Source organism: Hymenobacter sp. IS2118 (assembly GCF_000715495.1).
In the GTDB taxonomy this organism is placed as follows: Bacteria; Bacteroidota; Bacteroidia; order Cytophagales; family Hymenobacteraceae; genus Hymenobacter.
Window position 1 is genome coordinate 1 of the sequence record NZ_JNLX01000161.1, and the last position, 20,537, is coordinate 20,537.

20 protein-coding genes are annotated in these 20,537 nt (G+C 60.2%); 12 read left to right on the forward strand and 8 right to left on the reverse strand.

Translation table 11 applies throughout. The features are described from left to right. Positions 1-56: 56 nt before the first annotated feature. From GM79_RS16655 to GM79_RS16675, 4 genes are all read left to right on the forward strand, one after another. Positions 57-1,160: an ISAs1 family transposase gene (locus tag GM79_RS16655; RefSeq protein WP_035559885.1), complete on the forward strand. Its 1,104-nt coding sequence runs from the start codon at positions 57-59 to the stop codon at positions 1,158-1,160. A gap of 517 nt (positions 1,161-1,677) precedes the next feature. Next, positions 1,678-1,845, forward strand: a complete 168-nt coding sequence (locus GM79_RS25575; RefSeq protein WP_161787206.1) for a hypothetical protein — start codon at positions 1,678-1,680, stop codon at positions 1,843-1,845. Positions 1,846-1,855: 10 nt separating this feature from the next. Next, entirely contained in the window at positions 1,856-2,179 is a 324-nt protein-coding gene (locus GM79_RS16670) for a hypothetical protein (RefSeq protein ID WP_035566114.1), read from the forward strand. Between the two features lie 78 nt (positions 2,180-2,257). Further along, complete coding sequence (locus GM79_RS16675) at positions 2,258-2,908, forward strand: hypothetical protein (protein ID WP_035566117.1); 651 nt, start codon at positions 2,258-2,260, stop codon at positions 2,906-2,908. A 28-nt stretch (positions 2,909-2,936) separates the two neighbouring features. Here GM79_RS16675 and GM79_RS16680 read toward each other — a convergent pair whose 3' ends face one another. Continuing rightward, positions 2,937-3,179 carry a helix-turn-helix domain-containing protein gene (locus GM79_RS16680; protein WP_035566119.1) on the reverse strand — a complete coding sequence of 81 codons (243 nt, stop codon included), beginning with the start codon at positions 3,177-3,179 and terminating at the stop codon, positions 2,937-2,939. 108 nt (positions 3,180-3,287) lie between these two features. Between GM79_RS16680 and GM79_RS16685 the strand changes: the two genes are divergently transcribed. The 4 genes from GM79_RS16685 to GM79_RS16700 all read left to right on the forward strand — a co-directional run bounded on the left by GM79_RS16685 (position 3,288) and on the right by GM79_RS16700 (position 5,713). After that, entirely contained in the window at positions 3,288-3,851 is a 564-nt protein-coding gene (locus GM79_RS16685; RefSeq protein WP_035566122.1) for a hypothetical protein, read from the forward strand. A gap of 105 nt (positions 3,852-3,956) precedes the next feature. Further along, positions 3,957-4,565, forward strand: coding sequence for a hypothetical protein (locus tag GM79_RS16690; protein WP_035566124.1), 609 nt, complete (start codon positions 3,957-3,959; stop codon positions 4,563-4,565). Positions 4,566-4,632: 67 nt separating this feature from the next. Next, entirely contained in the window at positions 4,633-5,172 is a 540-nt protein-coding gene (locus tag GM79_RS16695) for an SHOCT domain-containing protein (protein WP_035566126.1), read from the forward strand. Positions 5,173-5,437: 265 nt separating this feature from the next. Then, on the forward strand, positions 5,438-5,713 hold the full coding sequence (locus tag GM79_RS16700; RefSeq protein ID WP_035566128.1) for a hypothetical protein: 276 nt from the start codon (positions 5,438-5,440) through the stop codon (positions 5,711-5,713). A gap of 178 nt (positions 5,714-5,891) precedes the next feature. On the opposite strand, the gene GM79_RS16705 is transcribed toward GM79_RS16700, so the two are convergent. Genes GM79_RS16705 through GM79_RS16715 form a run of 3 tightly spaced genes read right to left on the reverse strand, consistent with a single transcriptional unit; the run spans position 5,892 to position 7,979 of the window. After that, on the reverse strand, positions 5,892-6,494 hold the full coding sequence (locus tag GM79_RS16705; protein WP_035566130.1) for a hypothetical protein: 603 nt from the start codon (positions 6,492-6,494) through the stop codon (positions 5,892-5,894). A 28-nt stretch (positions 6,495-6,522) separates the two neighbouring features. Next, positions 6,523-7,548: a relaxase/mobilization nuclease domain-containing protein gene (locus GM79_RS16710; RefSeq protein ID WP_161787207.1), complete on the reverse strand. Its 1,026-nt coding sequence runs from the start codon at positions 7,546-7,548 to the stop codon at positions 6,523-6,525. Positions 7,549-7,607: 59 nt separating this feature from the next. Then, complete coding sequence (locus GM79_RS16715) at positions 7,608-7,979, reverse strand: hypothetical protein (RefSeq protein WP_035566134.1); 372 nt, start codon at positions 7,977-7,979, stop codon at positions 7,608-7,610. Between the two features lie 1,089 nt (positions 7,980-9,068). Between GM79_RS16715 and GM79_RS25030 the strand changes: the two genes are divergently transcribed. Continuing rightward, positions 9,069-9,341, forward strand: coding sequence for a hypothetical protein (locus GM79_RS25030; RefSeq protein WP_152560043.1), 273 nt, complete (start codon positions 9,069-9,071; stop codon positions 9,339-9,341). 653 nt (positions 9,342-9,994) lie between these two features. Here GM79_RS25030 and GM79_RS16720 read toward each other — a convergent pair. The 4 genes from GM79_RS16720 to GM79_RS16735 form a co-directional block, all read right to left on the reverse strand. After that, positions 9,995-10,957 (reverse strand): hypothetical protein, encoded by a 963-nt coding sequence (locus tag GM79_RS16720; RefSeq protein WP_152560044.1) that lies wholly within the window; start codon positions 10,955-10,957, stop codon positions 9,995-9,997. Beyond that, entirely contained in the window at positions 10,936-12,102 is a 1,167-nt protein-coding gene (locus GM79_RS16725; RefSeq protein WP_035566138.1) for a hypothetical protein, read from the reverse strand. Before GM79_RS16725 ends, GM79_RS16720 begins: the two co-directional genes overlap by 22 nt. Before the next feature lie 174 nt (positions 12,103-12,276). Further along, complete coding sequence (locus tag GM79_RS16730) at positions 12,277-13,146, reverse strand: alpha/beta fold hydrolase (protein ID WP_035566140.1); 870 nt, start codon at positions 13,144-13,146, stop codon at positions 12,277-12,279. Continuing rightward, positions 13,143-14,942 carry a caspase domain-containing protein gene (locus GM79_RS16735; RefSeq protein ID WP_152560045.1) on the reverse strand — a complete coding sequence of 600 codons (1,800 nt, stop codon included), beginning with the start codon at positions 14,940-14,942 and terminating at the stop codon, positions 13,143-13,145. Before GM79_RS16735 ends, GM79_RS16730 begins: the two co-directional genes overlap by 4 nt. Before the next feature lie 278 nt (positions 14,943-15,220). Here GM79_RS16735 and GM79_RS25580 point away from each other — a divergent pair, with 278 nt between their 5' ends. The 3 genes from GM79_RS25580 to GM79_RS16745 all read left to right on the forward strand — a co-directional run bounded on the left by GM79_RS25580 (position 15,221) and on the right by GM79_RS16745 (position 20,309). After that, positions 15,221-15,391 carry a hypothetical protein gene (locus GM79_RS25580; protein ID WP_161787208.1) on the forward strand — a complete coding sequence of 57 codons (171 nt, stop codon included), beginning with the start codon at positions 15,221-15,223 and terminating at the stop codon, positions 15,389-15,391. 87 nt (positions 15,392-15,478) lie between these two features. Next, entirely contained in the window at positions 15,479-17,083 is a 1,605-nt protein-coding gene (locus GM79_RS16740; protein WP_035566144.1) for a hypothetical protein, read from the forward strand. A gap of 187 nt (positions 17,084-17,270) precedes the next feature. After that, positions 17,271-20,309: a DEAD/DEAH box helicase gene (locus tag GM79_RS16745; RefSeq protein WP_035566146.1), complete on the forward strand. Its 3,039-nt coding sequence runs from the start codon at positions 17,271-17,273 to the stop codon at positions 20,307-20,309. Positions 20,310-20,537: the final 228 nt, after the last annotated feature.

Consider the following 20,537-nt stretch of genomic DNA (forward strand, 5'->3'; position numbering starts at 1 on the left):
CAGACTAACCGCACTATGTGCGCAAGGGTAAATTTGCGGCTTACCCCCTTGGTTCGATGTCGTTACTCACCCACTTAGCCGACGTGCCGGACTTCCGGCGGCAGAATAAAAACTTTCGCCACAAACTATTAGACATTCTCGTTATCAGCGTGCTAGCTGTGCTGAGCGGGGCCGACGATTTTGAGGAAATCGCCTGGTTTGGCCAGCAGAAAGAACCCGTCTTTCGGCGCTACCTCTCGCTGGACAACGGTATTCCGTCCGACGATACCTTCCGGCGGGTCTTTCAGCACCTGGACGCGGCGGCGTTCAACGCGGCCTTTCTGGCCTGGATGCGGCAGGTGCTGCCCGCCGACCAACTCGGCCAGGTTTGTATCGACGGTAAGACCCTGCGCGGCTCCGGCCCGCAGGCGCTGCACGTGGTGTCGGCCGTGGCCAGCGCCCAGGGCCTGAGCCTGGCCCAGGTGGCCACGGCGGGCAAAGGCCACGAACTGGCGGCCATCCCCGACGTACTGGCCCTACTCGACGTACGCGGCTGCCTCGTCAGCCTCGATGCGCTCAGCTGCCAACCTGCCATCGCGGCCCAGATTTGCCAGCAAGGCGGTGATTACCTGCTGGCCCTCAAGGAGAACCAGGCCACGCTCTTGGCCGAGGCCGAACGCGCCCTGGCTCAGGTGCCCGCTCGGCAGACGCTCGAATCCTGGAGCCTGGCCTCCCACAACACCCCGCTCTGCACCCAGGTCAGCGTCCAAACCGACCTGCGCTGGGTCGATGAAGAAGGCCGTTGGCCGGGGCTGGCCGCCCTGGTCCGGGTCGCGACCACCCGCCACCCGGTCGACGGACCGGCCCAGTCGCAGGCCGTGCGCTACTACCTCAGCAGCCGCGCGAGCCTGACCCCGGCCCAGGCCACGGCCGCCGTGCGCGACCACTGGGCCATTGAAAACAAGCTCCACTGGCACCTGGACGTGACGCTGGGCGAAGACGCCCACCGCTTGCGCCAGGCCCAAGCCGTGGAAAACCTGGCCCTCGTGCGCAAAATGGCGCTTAACCTGCTGCAACAGGACCCCACACGGGTCAGCATCAAGAAAAAACGAAAGCGGCTCGGATGGAACGATGCCTATTTAGAAGAGCTGCTGACCCAGATTTGCCACCAACTTGCATAGTGCGGTTAGTCTGACCAACTATAGGTCAAAACGCTCGTGAGGTCTCCTGAGCTTTATTCAAAATTTTAATCCTTCAGGAAGCCCAAATTGCGGGCTTCCTGGAGTGCTAAGGCTCGGAGTAGGGTAGCTGCCTTCATACCTCTGTACTTGGCTACTTTACCAATTAGAGCCTTTTCCTCCTCCGTAACTTCAACCCCAATTTGGGGCTTACGGGGTTTTTTTTCGGCTTCTTCACTTCTCATCCTGCAAATGTAGTACATATGTAATACGCCTAAAAACACTTGATAAATACCAGAATTTACTTGTGTTTACTAAGTAATCATGTATCTTTGTGTTGCTCAACTAGAGCGGCCTACTCCGTAGTAAGCAAAAGAGGCCACCCCCGGCAAGGGATGGCCTCCGAATATAACACCTGTTTTGACCAGGCACTACGGTTGGGTTCTTGCAAACCTTACCCCAAAATTACATGAAAATGCATGTAACCGGGCAACCTGTGCTTGGCCAACTCCGCCACGCCTTGTCTGCCGTAATCATCGGCAACCCGCTCTTTTCGCCCGAAGAGCAACTACTGGCTAACCACCACGTGCACGAATGTGAAGATGCCGGGCAACTAGCCCTCTGGCTAGCCAACATGCTGAGTGCCTCGGGCAAGTGCCCGCGAACCAACTCTTCGCGCACCAATTAACCGGCCGGCCATGTGGTATAGCAAACAGCTGCGGAAAGTCCGCCGGGCCCGCAAAGTAGCCCGAGCCCAGCAACACGAATTGCTCACGCTCGAACTGGAAGGCGTCGTCGCCATCACCCTGCACTCCACCACCCGGACGCTGACCGTGCCCATCGAGCGGACGGCAGGGGTCCAGGTCATCGACCTGCTCGGCCAGGGCCTGCGCGAGCACCGCCAGGTCCTAAAAGCCGAAGCCCGACAACTGCGCCAGGACTGGCAGGAAAGCGAGACGTTGCGGGGTCGAAGCCCGTCGCGGCCCGACCAATCCCTACCCGACGAACCCACCGCATCCTAGTCCCCGGCACATCCCTCGGCTCCCCCCCTCTTCTGATGATACGATAAGCTTCGCGATTCACGCGTCAATGACCTTGTTATGCCCTATTATTTCCCTTTTCATGCCCCGCCAACTGGCCAGTGCCTCGCCTATCACCAGGCCACGGCGGCGCAACGGACGCTGGCCGGCAACTACCTGCAACAGCGGCTCGGAACCCACTTTCCCACCCTACGCGCCGTTACCTGGACCCGTGCCCTGGCCGACTACCACCCCGACCTGTGGCTCCGGGGCTCCGTCGTGGCCCTGGCTGAAACGGACCTGACCCAACTCGCCCAGCACCTGGCTACCAGCCCGGAGCTGCCCGTGCTGGACCCACCGCTCTACGGGCTACCGGCCCTGCACCTGGCCCAGCACAGCCTGCAGGCCAGCGAACTGGCCGTCTGGGCGCTCGGCGAAGTAGCGGCGGGTGCCACGGCCTGTGGCCCCCGGCTCGATGCGTTGCTCCGCCGCCTGGTTTACCCCAGCCCCCTCGCCGAGCAAGTGGTGAAGGCCTGGTGCTGGAACCTGGCCAGCGCGCCGCCCCTCGTACCGGGCAGGCCGGGCGCGCCGCCCTGGCCGGACAGTGCCGAAATCGAGCGCCTGTTGAACCACCTCAAATTCCCTGGAAGCCCCGGCGGACTCGTCCCGGGGACCGGTCCTGGCCCTGCGAAGCAGCTGTTCCCCGGGCCACTGGTCCGCCGAGTTGCCTGACCGGGGGCGCCCTGTTGCGAACCAGCCGTTAGTCCGCGCTGGAGCGCGGCGGCACGGGAAACTGCAGCAACTCGCTGAGCGAGATTTCCAGCCCCTGGGCCAGGGAGGCCAGCACGTCGAGCGTCACGGAGTAGCGCGCCGTCTCCAGCCGGTAGATGGTCGGCTTGGATACGTCGGCCACGTCGGCCAGGGCCTGCTGGCTCCAGCCCCGCGCCTCGCGCAACCGGCGCAGGTGCTGGCCGAAGGCTTGCAAAACCACCTCGTTTTTCACCCCGGCAAGCTGGAACTAAAAACTAACCCGATTGTAATCATATATGATTACAATCACACCTTTTCCTGTAACTTGCGGCCCTTCCCGGGTCCTCACCTCTCCCTCTTCATGCCATCCACCACCCCTATTTCCGCCGAACCAACCGCCGTGTGCGTGCCCTTTTCGCAGGCCTCTCCCGAGCAGGTCACTCAGGCCCTGGACACCGTCCGGCAAGCAGTGGGGCCGCAGTTCCCCCCCCTGGTGAAGGAGACGTGGGCCAACGCGATACGGGCCCTGCAACCCGACCTGTGGGTCGCCCCGCAAACCGTCTCCCTGAACGAACCCGACCTCGCCCGCCTGGTGCAACACCTGGATGGCCTGCCGGCCATCGTCAACGCCCGGGCGGGGTATGGGCGGGGCAAGCTCTTTTTTACCCGGCAGCCGATGAACTGCCCGGCCGAGTTCCTGCGTGCCCTGACCGAAATGGAAGCCCACCCGCAGGCCAGCGGCCCGGCGGTCTACCAACTGGTCACCGGCCTGCTCCGGGCCCGCGCCGAGGCCGACGAGCTGAACTGGGCCCAGGTCCCGAACCCGCGCGAGGACGACGGCACGGACCCGGACCAGGCCCGGGCTGCCCTCCTCGCACGCTTGGCGGCGTTGGACCACGCTCGCGGCGTGTCAGGCCCCGGGTAGCGGCACTCGCCCGGGTCCAGCATGGCGGGCCGGGCGAATGCCCCCCGTCGCCCGGTTCCGTGCGCCCCTGCTGTTTCCCGCCTCACCCTTCCCCTTTTTTAACCTATGTCGGTTTCCGTTCGTTCCGTTTTCGGCCCCGCTGCCCTTTTGCTTCTGACCGGCAGACTGCTGGCGGGTTGCTCGTCGCCAAGCCCCACCACCGCTTCGGATGCCGCAGTGCCCGCGGATGCCCCGGCCCCTCCCTTGCCCGCTTTTCCATTCGGCGTCAAAATCGATTCCCTGGGGGGCGTCGCGGGCCATAAGTTTGGTGACCCGCTGAGCGCCTTTCCCAAGCTAAGGCTGCTTCCGGCCATCCCGGGAGTACCGGTTGGCCCGACGCGAACCTACACCAGCGAGGGAACCACCGGCTGGTTCGGCAAGCACCGGGCGCAGGTCCCCAGGCAGCTCTACTCCTTTCTCGATGGCAAATTCTGCGCCTTCGTGGCCATTGGCGACCCGGCCGTGCTGCGGCCGGAGGCGAACTACCTGTTCGGCCCCGGGCTGGCGCAGGGCCAGTCTCAGCTCTTCTGGGAGGGGAGCCGGGCCCGGGCCGTGTACGCGGAAAAAGCCGCCGGCTTTGGCCGGGAAGGCCGCCTGGACGTGCTGAGCAAGCCCTACGAAGCCGAGCTAGCCGCCTGGGCCAGCGCCAAGCTCAAAGCCGAAAACGCCCAGTAAGCCCCGCACACCCAACCGCCGCCACGTCCCGCACGGCCCCCCTCCGATTCATTCCTTGCCTTTGTTTATGAAACATTTCCTACCCGGCCTGGTGGCCGTTTGCCTCTACTCCAACCCCTTACAGGCCCAGATTGTGGGCAAGTCCGTGCCGGAGTTCCGGACCACCTCCGGCACCCTCGTGCATGTCGGCGACACGCTACGCCTGGGCCGCGGCACGCTCGCCACAGGAGAGTTTCAGTACGTCTACGTGCCGGCTAACGTGTTCACGGGCAGTCAGCAGGTCAACTTCAGTTCCCAGATGAGCAACCTGACCGTGCGGGTCAAGGACCTGCGGTTCCAGCAGTCCAAAAACTACGGCAACAAAACCGTGGCCGTCGTCAAGGCCAACACCCTCAACGGCTGCGTGGACCTCGACGCGGCCGAGGGCGCAGGCGAAATCATCACCGCCAACACCCGGCGCGCGACCGTCTCCGCCGCCGCGGGGCCGGCCAGCGCCATCCCGCCCCTGAGCACGGCGGATGAACTGCTCAAGCTCAAGCAGCTCTACGGCCAAAAAGTCCTCACCCAGGCCGAATACGAGGCTCAGAAAGCCAAGCTGCTCAGATAAAACCCTTGCTATCTTAGCCGGTTAAGCTGCCGGCGGCATTAAATGACCTTTTTAGGGTCGGTAGTGACGGCGCTACCCTTTTAAACTTCACCCTTACGCCCTGCTACCTGTTCGTACAAGGGACATTCCTTTTTCGGCTGCTGACTCTTGCCGCCCTCACCCTAGGCGTGGTGGCCAGTTCCAAGACCAATTCGCCAGGCCCTAGCCCGGTGGCTCCCGTGTATCCGCCATCGAGTGCCGTGTCAGCGTCTCCGCCGCCGACTACGTGTCCTACCGCAGCGAAACCGAGACCACGACGGCGCTCCCGGCCACCTACTCATTCAAGCGCACGATGAAAACCGGCGATGGACTCAGCGTCCTGGCCAGCCTTCCCGGCGGCCCGGCCACCTTGGATGTTACGACCCTTATCCTGCTCGGTGGGAAAGAGGTGAAGCGCGGCACTAGACGCGGTGTGGCCTCCCAAGCCGTGAGCGTGCACGTGGTTGGCGAATGGGTTTCGCTTGGCCTGACTGCCAGCGCAGAAGTGCCCGGACCTGCGTAGACCGGACTTTTTTTGGCAGCTGTTAAGAACAAGGTTTAGGGGAACAGCGAGAAAATGCAAAAAGCACGCCCTCCATCTGATTGTCGCTAGTTGACATAAAAGACGGTTATTACGCCCGACTCGGAGTCGTACCGCTTCAGCTTACCTGTGCGGACTACTGCCGGTGTGGCACTTTGCGCTATTCTGTCCCCCCAGTCTGCGCTTGATAGGCTGGAAAGAGCTGTTGGGTGGTTTGGCGACTTTCCTTCGTTGTGCTCATGCTCTTGGAAAAACTTCGAATCTGAGCTTTGTAAAAATTCCGCTCGTTCTCAATGCCTAATACCTTATCCTGGAGGCCCTGCGCCTGTCCTTGCAGCATCTCGTATTTTTCCTTACTCACCTGCGAGAACACGCCCCCCATGGCCATGCCCAGCACCAGCACCAGCATTGGCACAAAGAACACCAGCGCGGCGGATTTCCAGTTCGTGAAACCCATGACCTCCCCCTCAACGGCTATCGAGCGCGGAATTTGTTTTACCACCGCGTTCAACTCGTTTGTGCCCGTGGTCAGCACTGCCCCCAGTGCGGCCGGCGTCGCCAAGTGACCCTGTATCTGCTGGGCAATTCTTGCATAATCAAGTGTGAAAGTAGGCGCAGACTGTGCCCGCACAGTGGCCAGCACAGTGGCCAGTGCCCTCTCCAAACTGGCCACACTCACCGGCTGGCCTTGTTCTTGAACACGCTTGTTCAGGGCTTCAATACTGAGGCGAATGGCGTTGATATCGTCTAAAAGCTCTTGCATAGAATTTGTTTGTAAGTTGATGACAATGTTAATCTCCGATACCTAAATCCCTAGATGGAGTTCGGTGCTGTTCTTTTGTGTGCTGCTGGGCCTTAGCACGCACCTGTCCGTACGACTCCCCTAGCTTGGCCAAGGAGTAAGCATCTGCCGCCGCTTTCAGGTCGGCCGCTTTCTGGTCGGCCGCTTTCTGGTCGGCCGCTTTCTGGTCGGCCGCTTTCTGGTCGGCCGCTTTCTGGTCGGCCGCTTTCTGGTCGGCCGCTTTCTGGTCGGCCGCTTTTTGCTGCTCCTGACGCCTGGCCACCTGTACCTGGTCAAAGCCTTCTTGAAGCTTATCGGCTGTAAACTCAGTCCCCAGTTGCTTACCCTTCACCCGTTGCCCGTCCAGCACGAACACTACCCCCAACCGGCTGCCGCCCTTGCGCTGGGTCAACTCCACACCGATACCCTGCGGCCGTAAGACCTCACCCAACTCCGCGAAGCTGCCCTGCACACCTTTGCACGGCAGCAAGGCACTTCCAATGCGCTGCCGCGCCCGACTCCAATCAGCCGACTGTTTTTCTTTAGGGGTTATAGCCTTAATTTGAGCAGGGGTCGGGCCAATTTCACGGGCCTGCTTCTGGCCCACTTGGTCCGCGATGACTAATCCGTAGGCCTTCTCCAACTTCTTGGCCGCATCCACGCTGCGCGAACGACAGAACGAATCACTCACCGTCTGCCCATCTAAATCCACTCTGTTCACCAGCAGATGCACGTGCGGATGGTCTTTATCCGTGTGCCGCACCGCCGCCCATTGCGTGTTAGCGGAGCTGATTTCCATTTCTTTTAGGTAATCCCGCACGATGTTGGTTATCATTTTATCGGTCACCTTGCCTTTTTCCTCGGCCGGAAATGCAATGATAACATGCATAACCGCCTTGCCCAGCCCCGGCCGCATCGCCCGCACCGCGTCAAAATCGGCAGCCATGTGTGCAGCGCTGTCGCTGCGCACGCCATAGGTGGCCAACACCTCGGCTTGCTTCTCTGGGTTCTTTACCTGCAGTACGTACCGGCACATGGCAGGGAAGGACTTGTTTATTTTTGGTTTGATAATCATGGCATCCGCGTGGTTTCGAATCACGCTAACATGAGGGTAAGCTGTGCCACCAAGGAGAGCAGCACCTTGTTGGTGTCCTCGCCATGGCCACCCCGCTTCAGCAAGGCCTGCAAATCATTCGCCATCCCGACAAGCTGAACTCGCTGTTTGGCGCGTTCTACCGTGGGGGGCACCGACAGTTTCGTGATGGAATGCTGGTTCAGCCACACGGCGCGAAGTACTTCTCCTTGACTCAGTTTGTACTTAGCGGTCTCACCCATCAAGCGCAAGTATTCCGCATCCGTCAGCCGCACGCTGATGACGTGGCGCTGCTTATTAGCTACGGGGCCCGGCTTACGCCCCCCTTTGCGGTGGTTCTTGTCGGGCAGAGAATCAGACGGTGGCTCGCTCATAAGAGGGGTTTGAAGTTGTAATTGGAGGCGTTAGTATGCCCTAGTTACGCGAAGCGCGTATCGCCAAGCACATCTGGCGATACAGGGGTTGGGACTAAGGTACGACTAGACCGCCTCATACATCCTATTACCCTCGCATATTTATCTTAACGTCCCTACCAGTCTATCCAACCAGTTCCCTCCCTCCCCCATTCGCTCCTTGCAATACTTAGCATTTGGCCTATCCCCTCGCATTACGTTCTTCACACATCCTATTCCATCACAATACAGAATAGCGTAGTATCAGCCTGAGCAAAAATCGTTTCATGTCATCGCATAGCATATCATAATCATCCGAACACTACTTTATGGTAGATGCTCACTCACGAAATTTCAATGTTTAATATATCAATGAAAATCATGAGCGAATAAAAGTAAATTTCTTGAATAGCTCATTTATCATTTTTGAGATTATGCAGATTATCTATTTTGACTTATCATGAATTTGTATAACTCCAACATTGATTGACTGGTTTTTTTTGACTTTACTCATTTATAGCAAAATACTTTATGGAGCCGATGTTTGCTTCATTAATTCAGCATTCACTATCTGCTATCCACTCATAGCATTATTGTTTAAAACTTTACCTTCCATAATCAATCTTTTGTTTTCTTGGCTAAAAGCATGCTTTTTATCAATTTAATCATATTTAATTTTGAACATACTGATTTTAAACAATCCGATAAATTGTCAACATAAACCTACTTCACATCGCCTACCTATGAATTCATCTTATATGTCAACACGACTCATTTCAATTTTACCAATTCACCTGCTCCCTGACTATTACAAATAATAGATTAAAGCATTTTAATAATCGCAAAATTGACAATCAACCTCATTTTAATATTTAGCATAATCAACTCCAATCTGAGTTAGCAAGTAAAAAGTACAATGATTCCGATATTATCGATAAAGTAACAAAACGGATTTTTCAACTTTTCACTTCAAAATGTGAAAGCATCCGCTATATTGCCTACCGTCTAGGGTTTATTCATCAGCACCGAGGCTTTTCATTTTTTTCAATTTCACATTTTTTCTATTTTACCATGGCTGAAAATTCTGAATCTTCCACTAACGCACCTCTTAGTAAAAGCAGTAGTGGCCGAAAAGCAAAAGTCGAATACGGCAAAACAAACTATCGCATTCCTGTAGACCATGAGCGGGCGCTACGTTATGCTGCACTCATGTCCGAGAAAACCCCGAATGCAATAAGTAAACCGGAAGATATGGTGGTGGATGCTGTCGCACGCTACATCGAAATGCTGCGCAAAAAAGGAATGGATTTCCCCGAAGCCATCCTTCCCGTTAAACCAGCCTAGGGTTCTTTTGACTGGTGTGCCTGAGCCGTTCGCCATACAAGGCTTTTTAGCCAAGTAGGCGAACGGTTCTTGGCCCCTTCCAAACAGTGGTGACTCGACAGCTATTCAAGTCTGTGATTTCACGAAAACGCAACACCCAAATCCCTGCCCGAAACGCTTGGCCCTTTCTGCAAAGTCTCCGGTAACGATGATTGATAATTACCCGGTAAGCCCAAACGTGCACGCCGAACTCGTTGCCCAACTGCTGGTCGGAGACATCTAAGTACTGGGGATAACCCCGCCGGCTTTACTCCCGGGACCGAGTACCAAACTCTCCTGATGGCCACGGTCGGAGAAATCATAGCCGACCAGGTTCGCGAATTCACTCCTTGGGCAGGTCATCAAAAGCGGCTATCCCACTCCTGATACAGGACGGATAATTCCACAATGCCCTCCAAACACCACTGGCCAGTGCTCGCTCCCGCTCAAATAATTGGACCGGTTCCGGGCAAGCTGCCATCATGGAATCAGGACCAATTGCTGGAAGAGCAGTATAAGAAGTTTCTCATGATGGCTTGCAGACCGCTTAGCAAAAGTCGGACAGGAATTATCAATTTAGCGAGCCACCAAGCTGAGCCAAGAGCCACCCCCATTCCAGTGCGATGACTCCGCTCCTACGCCGGACGGTCGTTCCAAAATTGGCCAACTAATTCCGCGCCGATAACGGTTGTGCCAACGCCGGCGTCCAACACTGTAGAGTGAGGACACTGCCAGTAGTCAGACCCACAGGTGTTGCACTGTACCTTTTTTGGCTGCCAGGTGGCATCCATTGCAAGGCCCCTGGCCTGCCCCGCCGCCGCTTCAGCAGGAGAAAATTGATGCACCGGTTGGCGCTTCAGATACAATACTCCGTCGGGTTTGACCACCTTCTCCACCAGCGGGTAATTCGCCCGCGTCCTGGGCAAACCATCCAGGTGCCTCTTTTGCCGCTCGAGCCAGCGGACAAACTCAGCGCGCACAATCGGTAGGTTCCCCGCCTGTCCTAACCAGGCCCGCAAGTCGGTGACGTGTCCCAAAACGCTGATGCTGGCCTGTCGCCCGGCCTCATTCCAGCTTAGGGTGAACGCACACACCTTATCCCGCTGCTGGTAGCAGAGCGCCACCATCAGGTTACGTAGCGCCTGCACCGTCGTGGCCAACGTGGCCTCGGCATCCGGGCCGCCGTGGAAGATGGTCGGGATGTTAAGATAGCCGTCTTCGCTGCACAAGGGCACTAGGCTCGCGGGAATGAACAGGTCGGTTCCCAGCCGTTGCAATGCCTTACGTAACTCAACCACGTCATACTCTACGACGGACTGGTGCTGGCCATTGCGGGTGAATACGCTATAGCCAATCAACTGCCGGTCAGGGCCGACCAGAGCTTGTTCCGCTTGATAGGCCACCTGCAGGCGAATCCCATCGCCCGGTTGCATGCTGTAGGGCACCACGAGGTTTTGGGCATCTGCCGCTTCGTCAGCCGCCGATTCTGTGCTTTCCTCGGAATCCATCGGCTCTTCCTCTTCTTCCGCCTGGAAATATTTCGCAATCAAGGGGTTGCCCTGCAGGTAATTTGCAATCAAGCTCTTCCAGTCGCGCAAGGCAAGCCCGGGCCGGTTTGCTTGTTCAGCAGTCGACCTTTGTCGTCGATGCGAAACAGCTTGGTGTACAGGCTGCGGTGACCGGCCTTGTCCATGTCGGTGTCCACGCGCTCGGCCATCTGTTCCAAATCGTAGAGGCGGATAGCCCCGTCGAAGTGCTCAAACGTCTCCGACTGCCGGTCGTAGATGGAGTGCACGTAGCGACAGCCGTACGTATCCTCCGCGCCGTTGGCCGGCAGTTCGACGTCCTGCACCTCCTCCAACTCAAACGTGTGCGTCGTCCGCGGTGGCTGACCTTTCAGCGGAACCGGCTCTTCCCCGGTCCGCCAGATGAATTCCGTGCGCTGAATGCCGTAAAAGCGGTGTTCGTAGTCCTTGGCAGTGTGCCGGGTAAGCCCGTCGGAGATACTGGCAATCTCGTCGTTGAACTTCGGACCGTGCCAGTACTCGTACTCCAGCGGCTCCAGGAAGGAAGGCGCGTAGCCCACCATGTCCCCGTCCAGCCGGATACGCACCAGGATGTTGGGGTTGGCCGCCTGCTGCAACAGCTCCTCCAGAAAGGCCCAATGAAAGTTGTTGGCCCGCGAAAGCGAGCGGCGGAAGTAGGGATGCGCAAACACCAGCAGTGGGCGCTTGTTGTGCTGAAATACCCCGTGAGACTTGTAAGTAAAGGTTTCCAGCAAGTCCGACAAGTAGATAAGTCCGGCTTTATCAAGATTGGCCCCCAACTCTGGGAAAACCCGCTCAGCCAAATTGGGCTCAAGGCACGCCAGCGCCTCGCAGGTCAGAAACCGGGCCGCGTTCGTGATTTGACCCTGCAGTTCGCGCCGCAAATCTTCCAGGTAAAGGGCAGCACTTTCCTGCTGCCGCCGGGTCCAGGCCTGTGCGTGATGCTCGCGGATGAACTCTTCTTCCTCAGCGGTCTCCGGCAGCAGGAGCAGGCCGGTGGAGCGCACTATGCCGGGCTGAAAATACAGGCCAGTCGGCTGAGCCCACCCAGCCGGCCGGTGACTGTCGTGCCCAAAGTTGGAGGGTACCCCAGCAGGGGTCGTCTGCCACAGGATGTCCTCTAAGGTGGTCAGCGAAAACCACGTGCCGTCGCGACTGACAGCATCGGAATTGAATACGGCGAATATGGATTCCATACGTTGTTGAGCCGCTTGTTAAAAGAATAGCTGCTGCTACTGCCTTCGTTTAATCTTGCTCCGGGGAATGGAGTTTGGCGCACCTTTCTGCTTCAGGCACTGTATTACAAACTTTTCCCTGGAGCGACATTGTAATGATTATTTCCAGAGCGTTTATTTCGACAGCCTTCTAGGTCACTGGCCTTGCAGGCCTCGCACTATCCGCTGCGCCACAACCGGGTCGGCCAGGTAGCCTTCGATGCCGTGGCGATTCTCGGTAAAGTTGAGCACATCGCCCTTGTTCTCAATCGGAGGCGTGACGTTGAAGCGCTGGGCATCCAGGGGCACGAGCGCGACCACGTCCCGGTCGTCGTAGGCATTGAACCAGTGGGACACGCAGGACGGGGATACCAGCGGCGTGGCCAGTTGCTGCTTAATGGCACGGATTCCCAGCGGCGAGCCCACGGTCACCAGCCCCGGGTACCGGGGCGTAGCCAACCGGGTGCGCAGTACATTGTACGCCACCACACTGCCGAGCGAGTGCGCCAGCACCACGCAGGGTCCGTCGCCCAGCGCGTCGGCAATGACTTGGTCGATTTGGACCCGCACGCCGGCGTACGTCAGATAGACGTAGACATCCCGCGTAAACGCGTCTATCAGCCGGCTGTTGAGGCCCGGGATATGGTCGAGCGCCCGGATGATGGCCTGCACCCATTCCCAATTGGCGGGGCCCTTTTGGATGGGCAGATTACCTGCTTCCAGGCGGATGTCGGACTCCCGCAGCCCGGCGCGGGCCGCGATTTCCATGAGGATTTCACCCTGAAGCGCTTCGTTGGGCACGGGCGTGCCACCCTTGGCCCGGAGTTCCTGCCCAAGCGGGGCCTCCACTTGCGTGACCAGCCGAGCCAGCAAATCGCCGTAGTAGGGAAACTCCACGACGGTGTCCGCCGGCAACTGCACCTGGGCACGGTCGCAGCCGTGGCGCAGCGCGGTGAGCCATTCCTGCTTGAGCTGCGTGGGATCCTGACCGGCTTGGCCCCGGCCGTGTATCATGACTAGTTTCATCGGATTTCAGGGGGTTGTAAAGCCGTGAGAGCAATGGCTACGCCTTCCGCCGTGTAGGTCGTCCACAAGGCAGGCACCAGGTGAGCCCGCAACCGACCATGCAACGGCTGATACAGCGGGTTATCGGGGGTTAATAAGGCCCAACCTTGGGCCAGCAGGGGCGTTTGCGGCGCTGCCGGGAAAGAAGCAGCCGCTACCGGAGTTGCCTGGGAGCGCGCAGTCAGCAACTCCATATCAAAGAGCGGCGGGAGTTGATGGTCTTCGGCGAGCCAATTCCGGATGGTGGCTACTTCCGAATACTTTCCGCGTTGTGCGTACCCATAGGCCACGTAAAGCGACAACGTCGGGTCAAATCCACCCGGGGATTTAAACAAAGCAGCTGAGAAGGCAACGGGATTGAATTCTCCGTGGCGCGAATCCACCGCCGCCCGGGCCTTTGATTCTTCCCGCTCGGCCGCGCCCGCTTCGTAGGCCTGGTAGCGTACAGTGGCTGTCGCAGGCATGTAGTTCACGTTCAGCACCCGGCCTTCTTCCACCGTTACGACCCCAATGAAGCCAGACAAAACCGCCAGTAGCGCCCCGGTACCGCCTTCAAATTGCAGCAGGACGGTTCGTGGTGAAAGCCCGGCTGCCGCGGCAGTAGGCTGGCGTCTCAAGCGAAAGTACTGGGCATTGGCGTCTTGGTTGCGCCCCATCGGACGGTCGATTTCCCAACCAGGCGCTACCAATGTTTGTATTACGGTACCCACGAGAATGAAGCCCGTATCCGTCTCTAAGGGCAGGCGGTCGGGGTGGCCCCGTAGCTTGGCTACTTCCCGGGCAAACTTGAGGGCGAGCAGCTCATCCGCAACGTCTACCGGTTTCGGATGCAGCACACTACCGGCAGCTGGCAAGAATAGCCCACCCCGGCTTTCTTTCCCCCGGTTGCCTCGGTAGATGTATTTGAACTCGTGGCGATAGCCCGGCGGCTCTTTGCCCGGCAGTGGGGGCATCGCCACTGCAAAGAATTTGGGACTGGCTGTTTCGACCTGAACGTACGGCTGCTGGGTGAGTTGAATGCTGATGGCGGCGGCCTCGCGGGGCACCTGCTCTTCTAAATAAGGCTTCAGGCGGCGGGAGGTAATAACGGACAGCACCGGGACGCTGCCCGGCAACTGTTCGGCTAGCGGACTGCCTGGTGCGTGTAGGGCTTTGAGCAGGCAGTCCGTAAACAAGCCCCGGTAGCGTTGCGTAGACTCGGCCTCCGGAACTTCCCAAGCAGGGTCCCCCGGTCGGGTAGCAAAGAACACGTCTACTTCGCCACTTTGCGGACCCATCGCCCGGTTCAGAAAAATACTTCCCCCAATCACGCCGTTTAGCGGTGCGCCGGGTACGGCCGACCGGCAGGCATCTGAAATGAAGATAACGTGCGGAATTCCTGCGTTACGCGCGGCATCCATTGAGCGCAGCAGGTTAACGGCTTCGTTGGGATTTTGCGGTGCCCCGGACAGGAGCCAGTATTCCGTGCCAGGAGCCAGCAGGATGCCATGACCTGAAAAGTAGATGAGCAGCTGCTCGTAGATGCCGGCCTCTATTACGGCCCGCACAGCTTTAAAAACCTGTATGGATTCCACCTCCGCCTGGTCTTCATCCACCAGCAGCGTCACGTCACAACCCTGCGCCGTGGCCCAGTTGGCGAAATCCCGTGCGCCCTTCGCCGCGGCCAGTAGCGGAGTCATTCCTTCGGCCCGGTTTACCCCAATGCAGACAGCTGCGCGTTTTGCCATAGTTTTCTCTCCCTGCTGAAAGACCGGCAAGATAGGAACAGTACCTGCACCGGGCGGCAGCCGTTGAATCCCCCGGAACCAGCCGTACGCAACGGTTGCGGATGTCCAACCGGAATGCCTCTTCCTCCCACCTCTTGTACCCCACTGCCTTCCCTGAAAGTCCGGTACCGCGGGCGGCTCTCCAGGCGGCGACTACGCGAAGCTGACTGCGCGCTTGTTTTTTGCGTAAGAAGCTGTATCATTGGCCCAAGTTTGAAAGGGGCCGCCCGATTGCGTACCTTTGCCCTCCCATTTGTGCTCCTGCCACCATGCCAACAACTGAAAAAGCCAAACTAGTGATTGAGTTTCGCGGGGACCAGGCCAAGTTTCAGAGCCAGGCCTACCGGGAACGGGTGACCCGCGTGCTGCGCACGGCCGAAAACCTGACGGAACGCGCCGTAGTGGACCGCGACCGGCTGAAAGTGCGGGCCTGCCTATAGGCCCGGCTTTTTTCTCGGCTGCCCCAAGCGTCCCGCAACGGACGCTTTTTTTATGCGCAAGTTTGTCGCTTCCTCTCCCCTCTCCGCGTGACGCAGCCCATCGCCTATTCAGTCCACCCGTTCTCCCCCACCACCCTGGCCGAGGCCCTCAGCAATGAGTGGGTGGATGCCGCCGCTACCCGGCGCAAGCAGCACTTTCACTACTTTGCCGAATACCTCGGCCCAGCGCAGGACGGCCTGGGAGCCCAGACCATCCTGGTGGAAGCGCCATACCTGAGCCAGTCGTTTCTGGCCGACTACGCCGATTATTACGCCCGCGGCTTCACGTCCTACCCCCGCCTGTGTAAGCGGGTGCATTTCTTTCGGGCCGCTTTCGACCAGGTAGCGCTCGAAACCGCGCTCACGGACTCCGCAGCGGGTGATGACCTGTGGGCCTCCTACCTGGGCTACGTCGTCGTTAAGCCCCTGCCGGCCCGGCAGATTGGGGCGACGCTGCTGCGGCCCTACACCCCGGCGGCCGACAAACAGCGCGTATACCCGGTCCGCCGCCCCTACCCCGTCAACGTGCTGGGCAAACAGCTCGTGGTCGAGACGCTGATTTTTCAGGAGCAGGACAACAACGTCAGCGCCTGTGCGACCACCGCCCTCTGGATGGCGTTCCATAAAACGGCGTTTCAGTTTCAGACGGCCCTGCCCTCCCCCTATCACATCACATCCACCTCCCGCAACCTGTTCTACCGCCAGGGGCGCACTTTTCCCAGCACCGGGCTCGACCAGACCCAGATTGGGGAAGCCATTCAGGCGGTGGGCCTGGTAGCCGAGCTGCGCACCTACCGGCAGGCCGACGAATGGGGCGCGGCAACGGCCCCCGAAGTGGCTTTCCAAATGCAGGAGCAACTATTGGGGGCCAAGGGCTTCATTTATGCCTACCTGCGGCTAGGCTTGCCCGTCCTGCTCTTTTTATTACTCGACGGGCGCGAGGACCAAGGCCACCTGATAACAGTCACCGGCTACCGGCTGGCCGCCACCAGCGTCTTGCCCACCAAGGATATTTCCTTGGCTTCCGACGCGCTGGACCGCCTCTACGCCCACGACGACCAGATGGGCCCTTTCGCCCGCTACAGCTTCACGGAGCAGGGCCAGGTGCTCACGCCCTGGCCCGCCGCCGACTGGGAAACGGCCGAGCGCTGGGAGGCCCATCGCGTGGCCTCGCTCTACAGCGTGTTCGTGCCCTTGGCCGCGGACATTCGCATCACCTACGAGCAGGTCTTCCGGCAAGTGGGGCTGTTCGAACAGATATTCACCGATACCATCGCCGAACGGACTGATATCGTGTGGGACATCTACCTCGACTACAGCAACCACTACAAGGACGAACTGCGCCGCCTGCGCCCGGTGGAAGGCGAGCCCCTGCGCCGGATTCTGGTCAGTTCGCTGCCCAAGTACGTGTGGGTGGCCCGCGCAACGATACAGAAGGAGCCGATTTTGGAGCTCGTCTTTGATGCGACGGACCTGCACACCGGTTTTTACTGCTTGTTGGCGAACGTGTTCGCCCCCCTGCGTGATTCGATGGCGACCTGGCTAAAGAAAGCCTCCTTCCAGCGCCAGCTCCTCAAAGCACCCGCCTTTGATGCCCGCTTTTTGCCGCTGCTGCTTCATGATTTGGAACTGACGGCAAAAGTCAGCGCTTAAGCAACGCAAGCGCAGCGGGCACCTTGTCCCAATAGGTTTCCTCCTCCCCCACTGCCTTTCTCCACCGGATAGTCCCGGCGGCTGCCCGAAGACCACCTGAGACACCTGGGACTCGAACGCGTCAGCACCAGAATTGCTCCGGCTATTCGGATACACCATTTTTAGCCATTGAGCTGACTTTATCTCCATGAGCACCCCACAATTACTCGCTGGCTTTATTGGCATCAATCGCCACCTCGACCCGGGCATTTCCGAACTGAGCTGCGCACACCGGGATGCTACGGCATTGTGGACGCTCTGGCAGGACACGCTGCCCGGCTCGGCTCCGGTCCGGCTGGTGGACGAAGAGGCTACTTACGACGCCATTGAGGCGCTGCTCGCCCAGACGCTGGACGCGGCGAGTGAGCACGACACGGTGCTGTTGACGTTTTCCGGGCACGGCACCCACAACCACCGGCTCGTGGCGCACGATACGAATCTGGCGGACTTGGCTGATACGACCATCTCGATGGCGAGTCTGGCCGAACGCTTCCGCCGCAGCAAGGCCCGGCACATCCTGCTGGTGCTGGATTGCTGCTTCAGCGGCGGGGCCCCGGCCCGAGTGATTGAAGACGGGCTCCAGGCGCGTGGCGGTACGTACTCGCTGGAGACCGCCTTTACCGGCCGCGGCCGCGTGCTGCTGGCGGCCGCCAACGTAGAGGAAGAAGCCTGGGAAGCGGCTGGCCACGGGCTGCTGACGGCCGCGCTGATTGCGGCCCTGCGGGCGGCCCCTGCCGAGGTGGAAGTGGCCGGCCTGCTGGCCGACGTTACCGGCCGGGTCCGGGCCGAAGCGCAGCGCCTGGGGTCCATTCAAACGCCCAAATGGGTGGGGGATTTTGAAGGCGGCTTCACCATGCCGCCCCTGCGGGCTGGAGCGCACTACTACCGCGCTTTTCCCGAGCAGACCGGCTTGCTGGTCTCCGCCGACCTGCGGGAACTGGCCGGCTTTGGCTTGCCGGCGGCTATTCTCACGCGCTGGGGACAGCTCTTCTCTACCGGCCTGAACGACTTGCAGCGGGCCGCCGTCAACGAGTACCGCGTACTGGACGGGCAGTCGCTGCTGGTCGTCGCCCCCACCAGCAGCGGCAAGACCTTTATCGGGGAGCTGGCCGCGGTCAAGGCGGCGCTCAGCATGCGGCGGGCCGTGTTCCTGGTGCCCTACAAGGCCCTGGCCAACGAGAAGTACGAGCAGTTTGCCGCCCTCTACGGTGCCGAACTCGGGCTCCGGGTAATTCGGTGCACGGGCGACTACCAGGACGCGACCAACGCCTTCGTGCGGGGCAAGTACGACCTGGCCCTGCTCACCTACGAGATGTTTCTCAACCTGATGGTCAAAACGCCGGGCACGCTCAACCGAATTGGCGTGGTGGTCATCGATGAGGCGCAGTTTATTACGGACCCGGGGCGGGGCATCAGCGTGGAGCTGCTGCTCACCTACCTGCTCACTGCCCGCGAGCGCGGGCTCACGCCCCAGCTGGTGGCGCTCTCGGCCGTGATTGGCAACACCAATGGCTTCGAGCACTGGTTGCATTGCCGGGCGCTGGTGCACACCCAGCGCCCCGTCCCGCTCGAAGAAGGCGTCATTGACCGCGCCGGCGTGTTCGAGTACGTGGACCCCGCCACCGGGCGGGCCCACACCCGGCAGCTGCTGCCGCCCCACGCCATCGTACAGCGCCGCAAAGCGGCCAGCAGCCAGGACGTGATTGTGCCGCTGGCCCAATTCCTGCTTGCCCAGCAGCCCACCGCCAAGCTTATCGTCTTCCGCAACGTGCGGGGCAAGGCCGAAGGGGTGGCGGGCTACCTGGCCAAAGACCTGGGCCTGCCCAGCGCGGAGGCCGTGCTAGCCACGCTGCCCGCCCAGGACCCGTCCTCTTCGTCCGTGCGGCTGCGCGAGCACCTGCGCGGCGGCACGGCCTTTCACAACAGCAACCTCTCGCGCGAGGAGCGCGAAGCCGTGGAGCGGGCCTTCCGGGACCCGCAGGGGCTCGTGCGCGTTCTGGGGGCAACCACCACCGTCGCGGCCGGCATCAACACCCCCGCGTCGGCCGTCATCCTGGGCGAAGCCGAATTCGCCGGGGAAGACCAGCGCCCGTTCACCATTGCCGAGTACAAGAACATGGTGGGCCGGGCGGGCCGCCTGGGCTACAACGAGCGGGGCCAGTCCTTCATCATTGCCAGCACGCCCCTGGAGCGCCAGCAGCTCTTCCGGCGCTACGTGCTGGGCCAGCCCGAAGACCTGCGCTCTTCGTTTAGCAGTGGCAGCCTGGCCACCTGGGTGCTGCGCCTGCTCGCCCAGATTGCCCGCGTGCCGCGAACGGAAGTAGCCACGCTGCTGGCCAACACCTACGGGGGCTACGTGGCCAGCCGCGACAACCCCAACTGGCGGCCGCAGATGGATGCGCAGGTTGAGCGCATCATTCACGAGTTGCTGCAGGCCGGCATCGCCGAGCAGGAAGGCCCGCTGCTGCAGCTCACTATTGTGGGCTTTGCGTGCGCCAATTCCTCGCTCTCCTTCGACTCCATCCTGCGCCTGCTGCACCTGCTGCGGCGGCTGAACCCCGCCACCGCGACGCTGCCCCGCCTGCTAGCCCTCACGCAGGCCCTGCCGGAGCTGGACGACACCTACACGCCGCTGTTCAAAAACGGCACCAAGGAAAAGGCCTGGCCCTACCACGCGGCCGCGAAGGTGGGGGCCGATATCGTGCAGCTCTACCAGGGCTCGTTGCCGGATGCCACGGCCTACCTGCGCCGGGCCAAGCGGGCCCTGATGGTGGCCGATTGGTTGGAGGGCCGGCCCATGGAAGAGTTGGAGCAAACCTACACCAACTCGCCCTTTGTGCCCGTGAGCTACGGGGACGTGCGCCGCATCGTGGACGCCACCCGCTTTCACCTACGCTCCGTGGTGCCGATTGTCCAGGCCCTGCACCCCGGGCTGCTGCTGGAGGACGAGGCCTTGAACGAGTTGACCACCCGGCTCGAAGTCGGCCTACCCGTGGCCGCCCTGCCGCTGCTGGCCGTGCCGACCCTGACGCGGGGCGAAATCCTGCTGCTTGTCCGCCGGGCCATCACCCGGCCCGCCGCGGCCTGGGCAACGGTCGAGCCGGTAGCCACCGAGCTGTTTGGTGCGGCACGGGCGCAGCAGCTGGCCACCGTCTGGCCACCGTTGCCTGCGCGTGATGTCCGTTGACAGTCCGGCAGTCGGTCCGAATCGCTTAACAGAGAATTATTTGGGTATTGCTTCCCCGAAAGCAAGCACCTGACATTCCAAGTCGAGCAAAAGCATTTCGCACCCCATCTGATGCATTCATCGATAAGTGCAGATTACAAGCCTTGTTCTTGGCCTGCTTGCGGAATCACTACCGGCGCTTAAGCCATCTCTCTGACCGAATGGACGGGTCTGCAACGGACTTGGGAC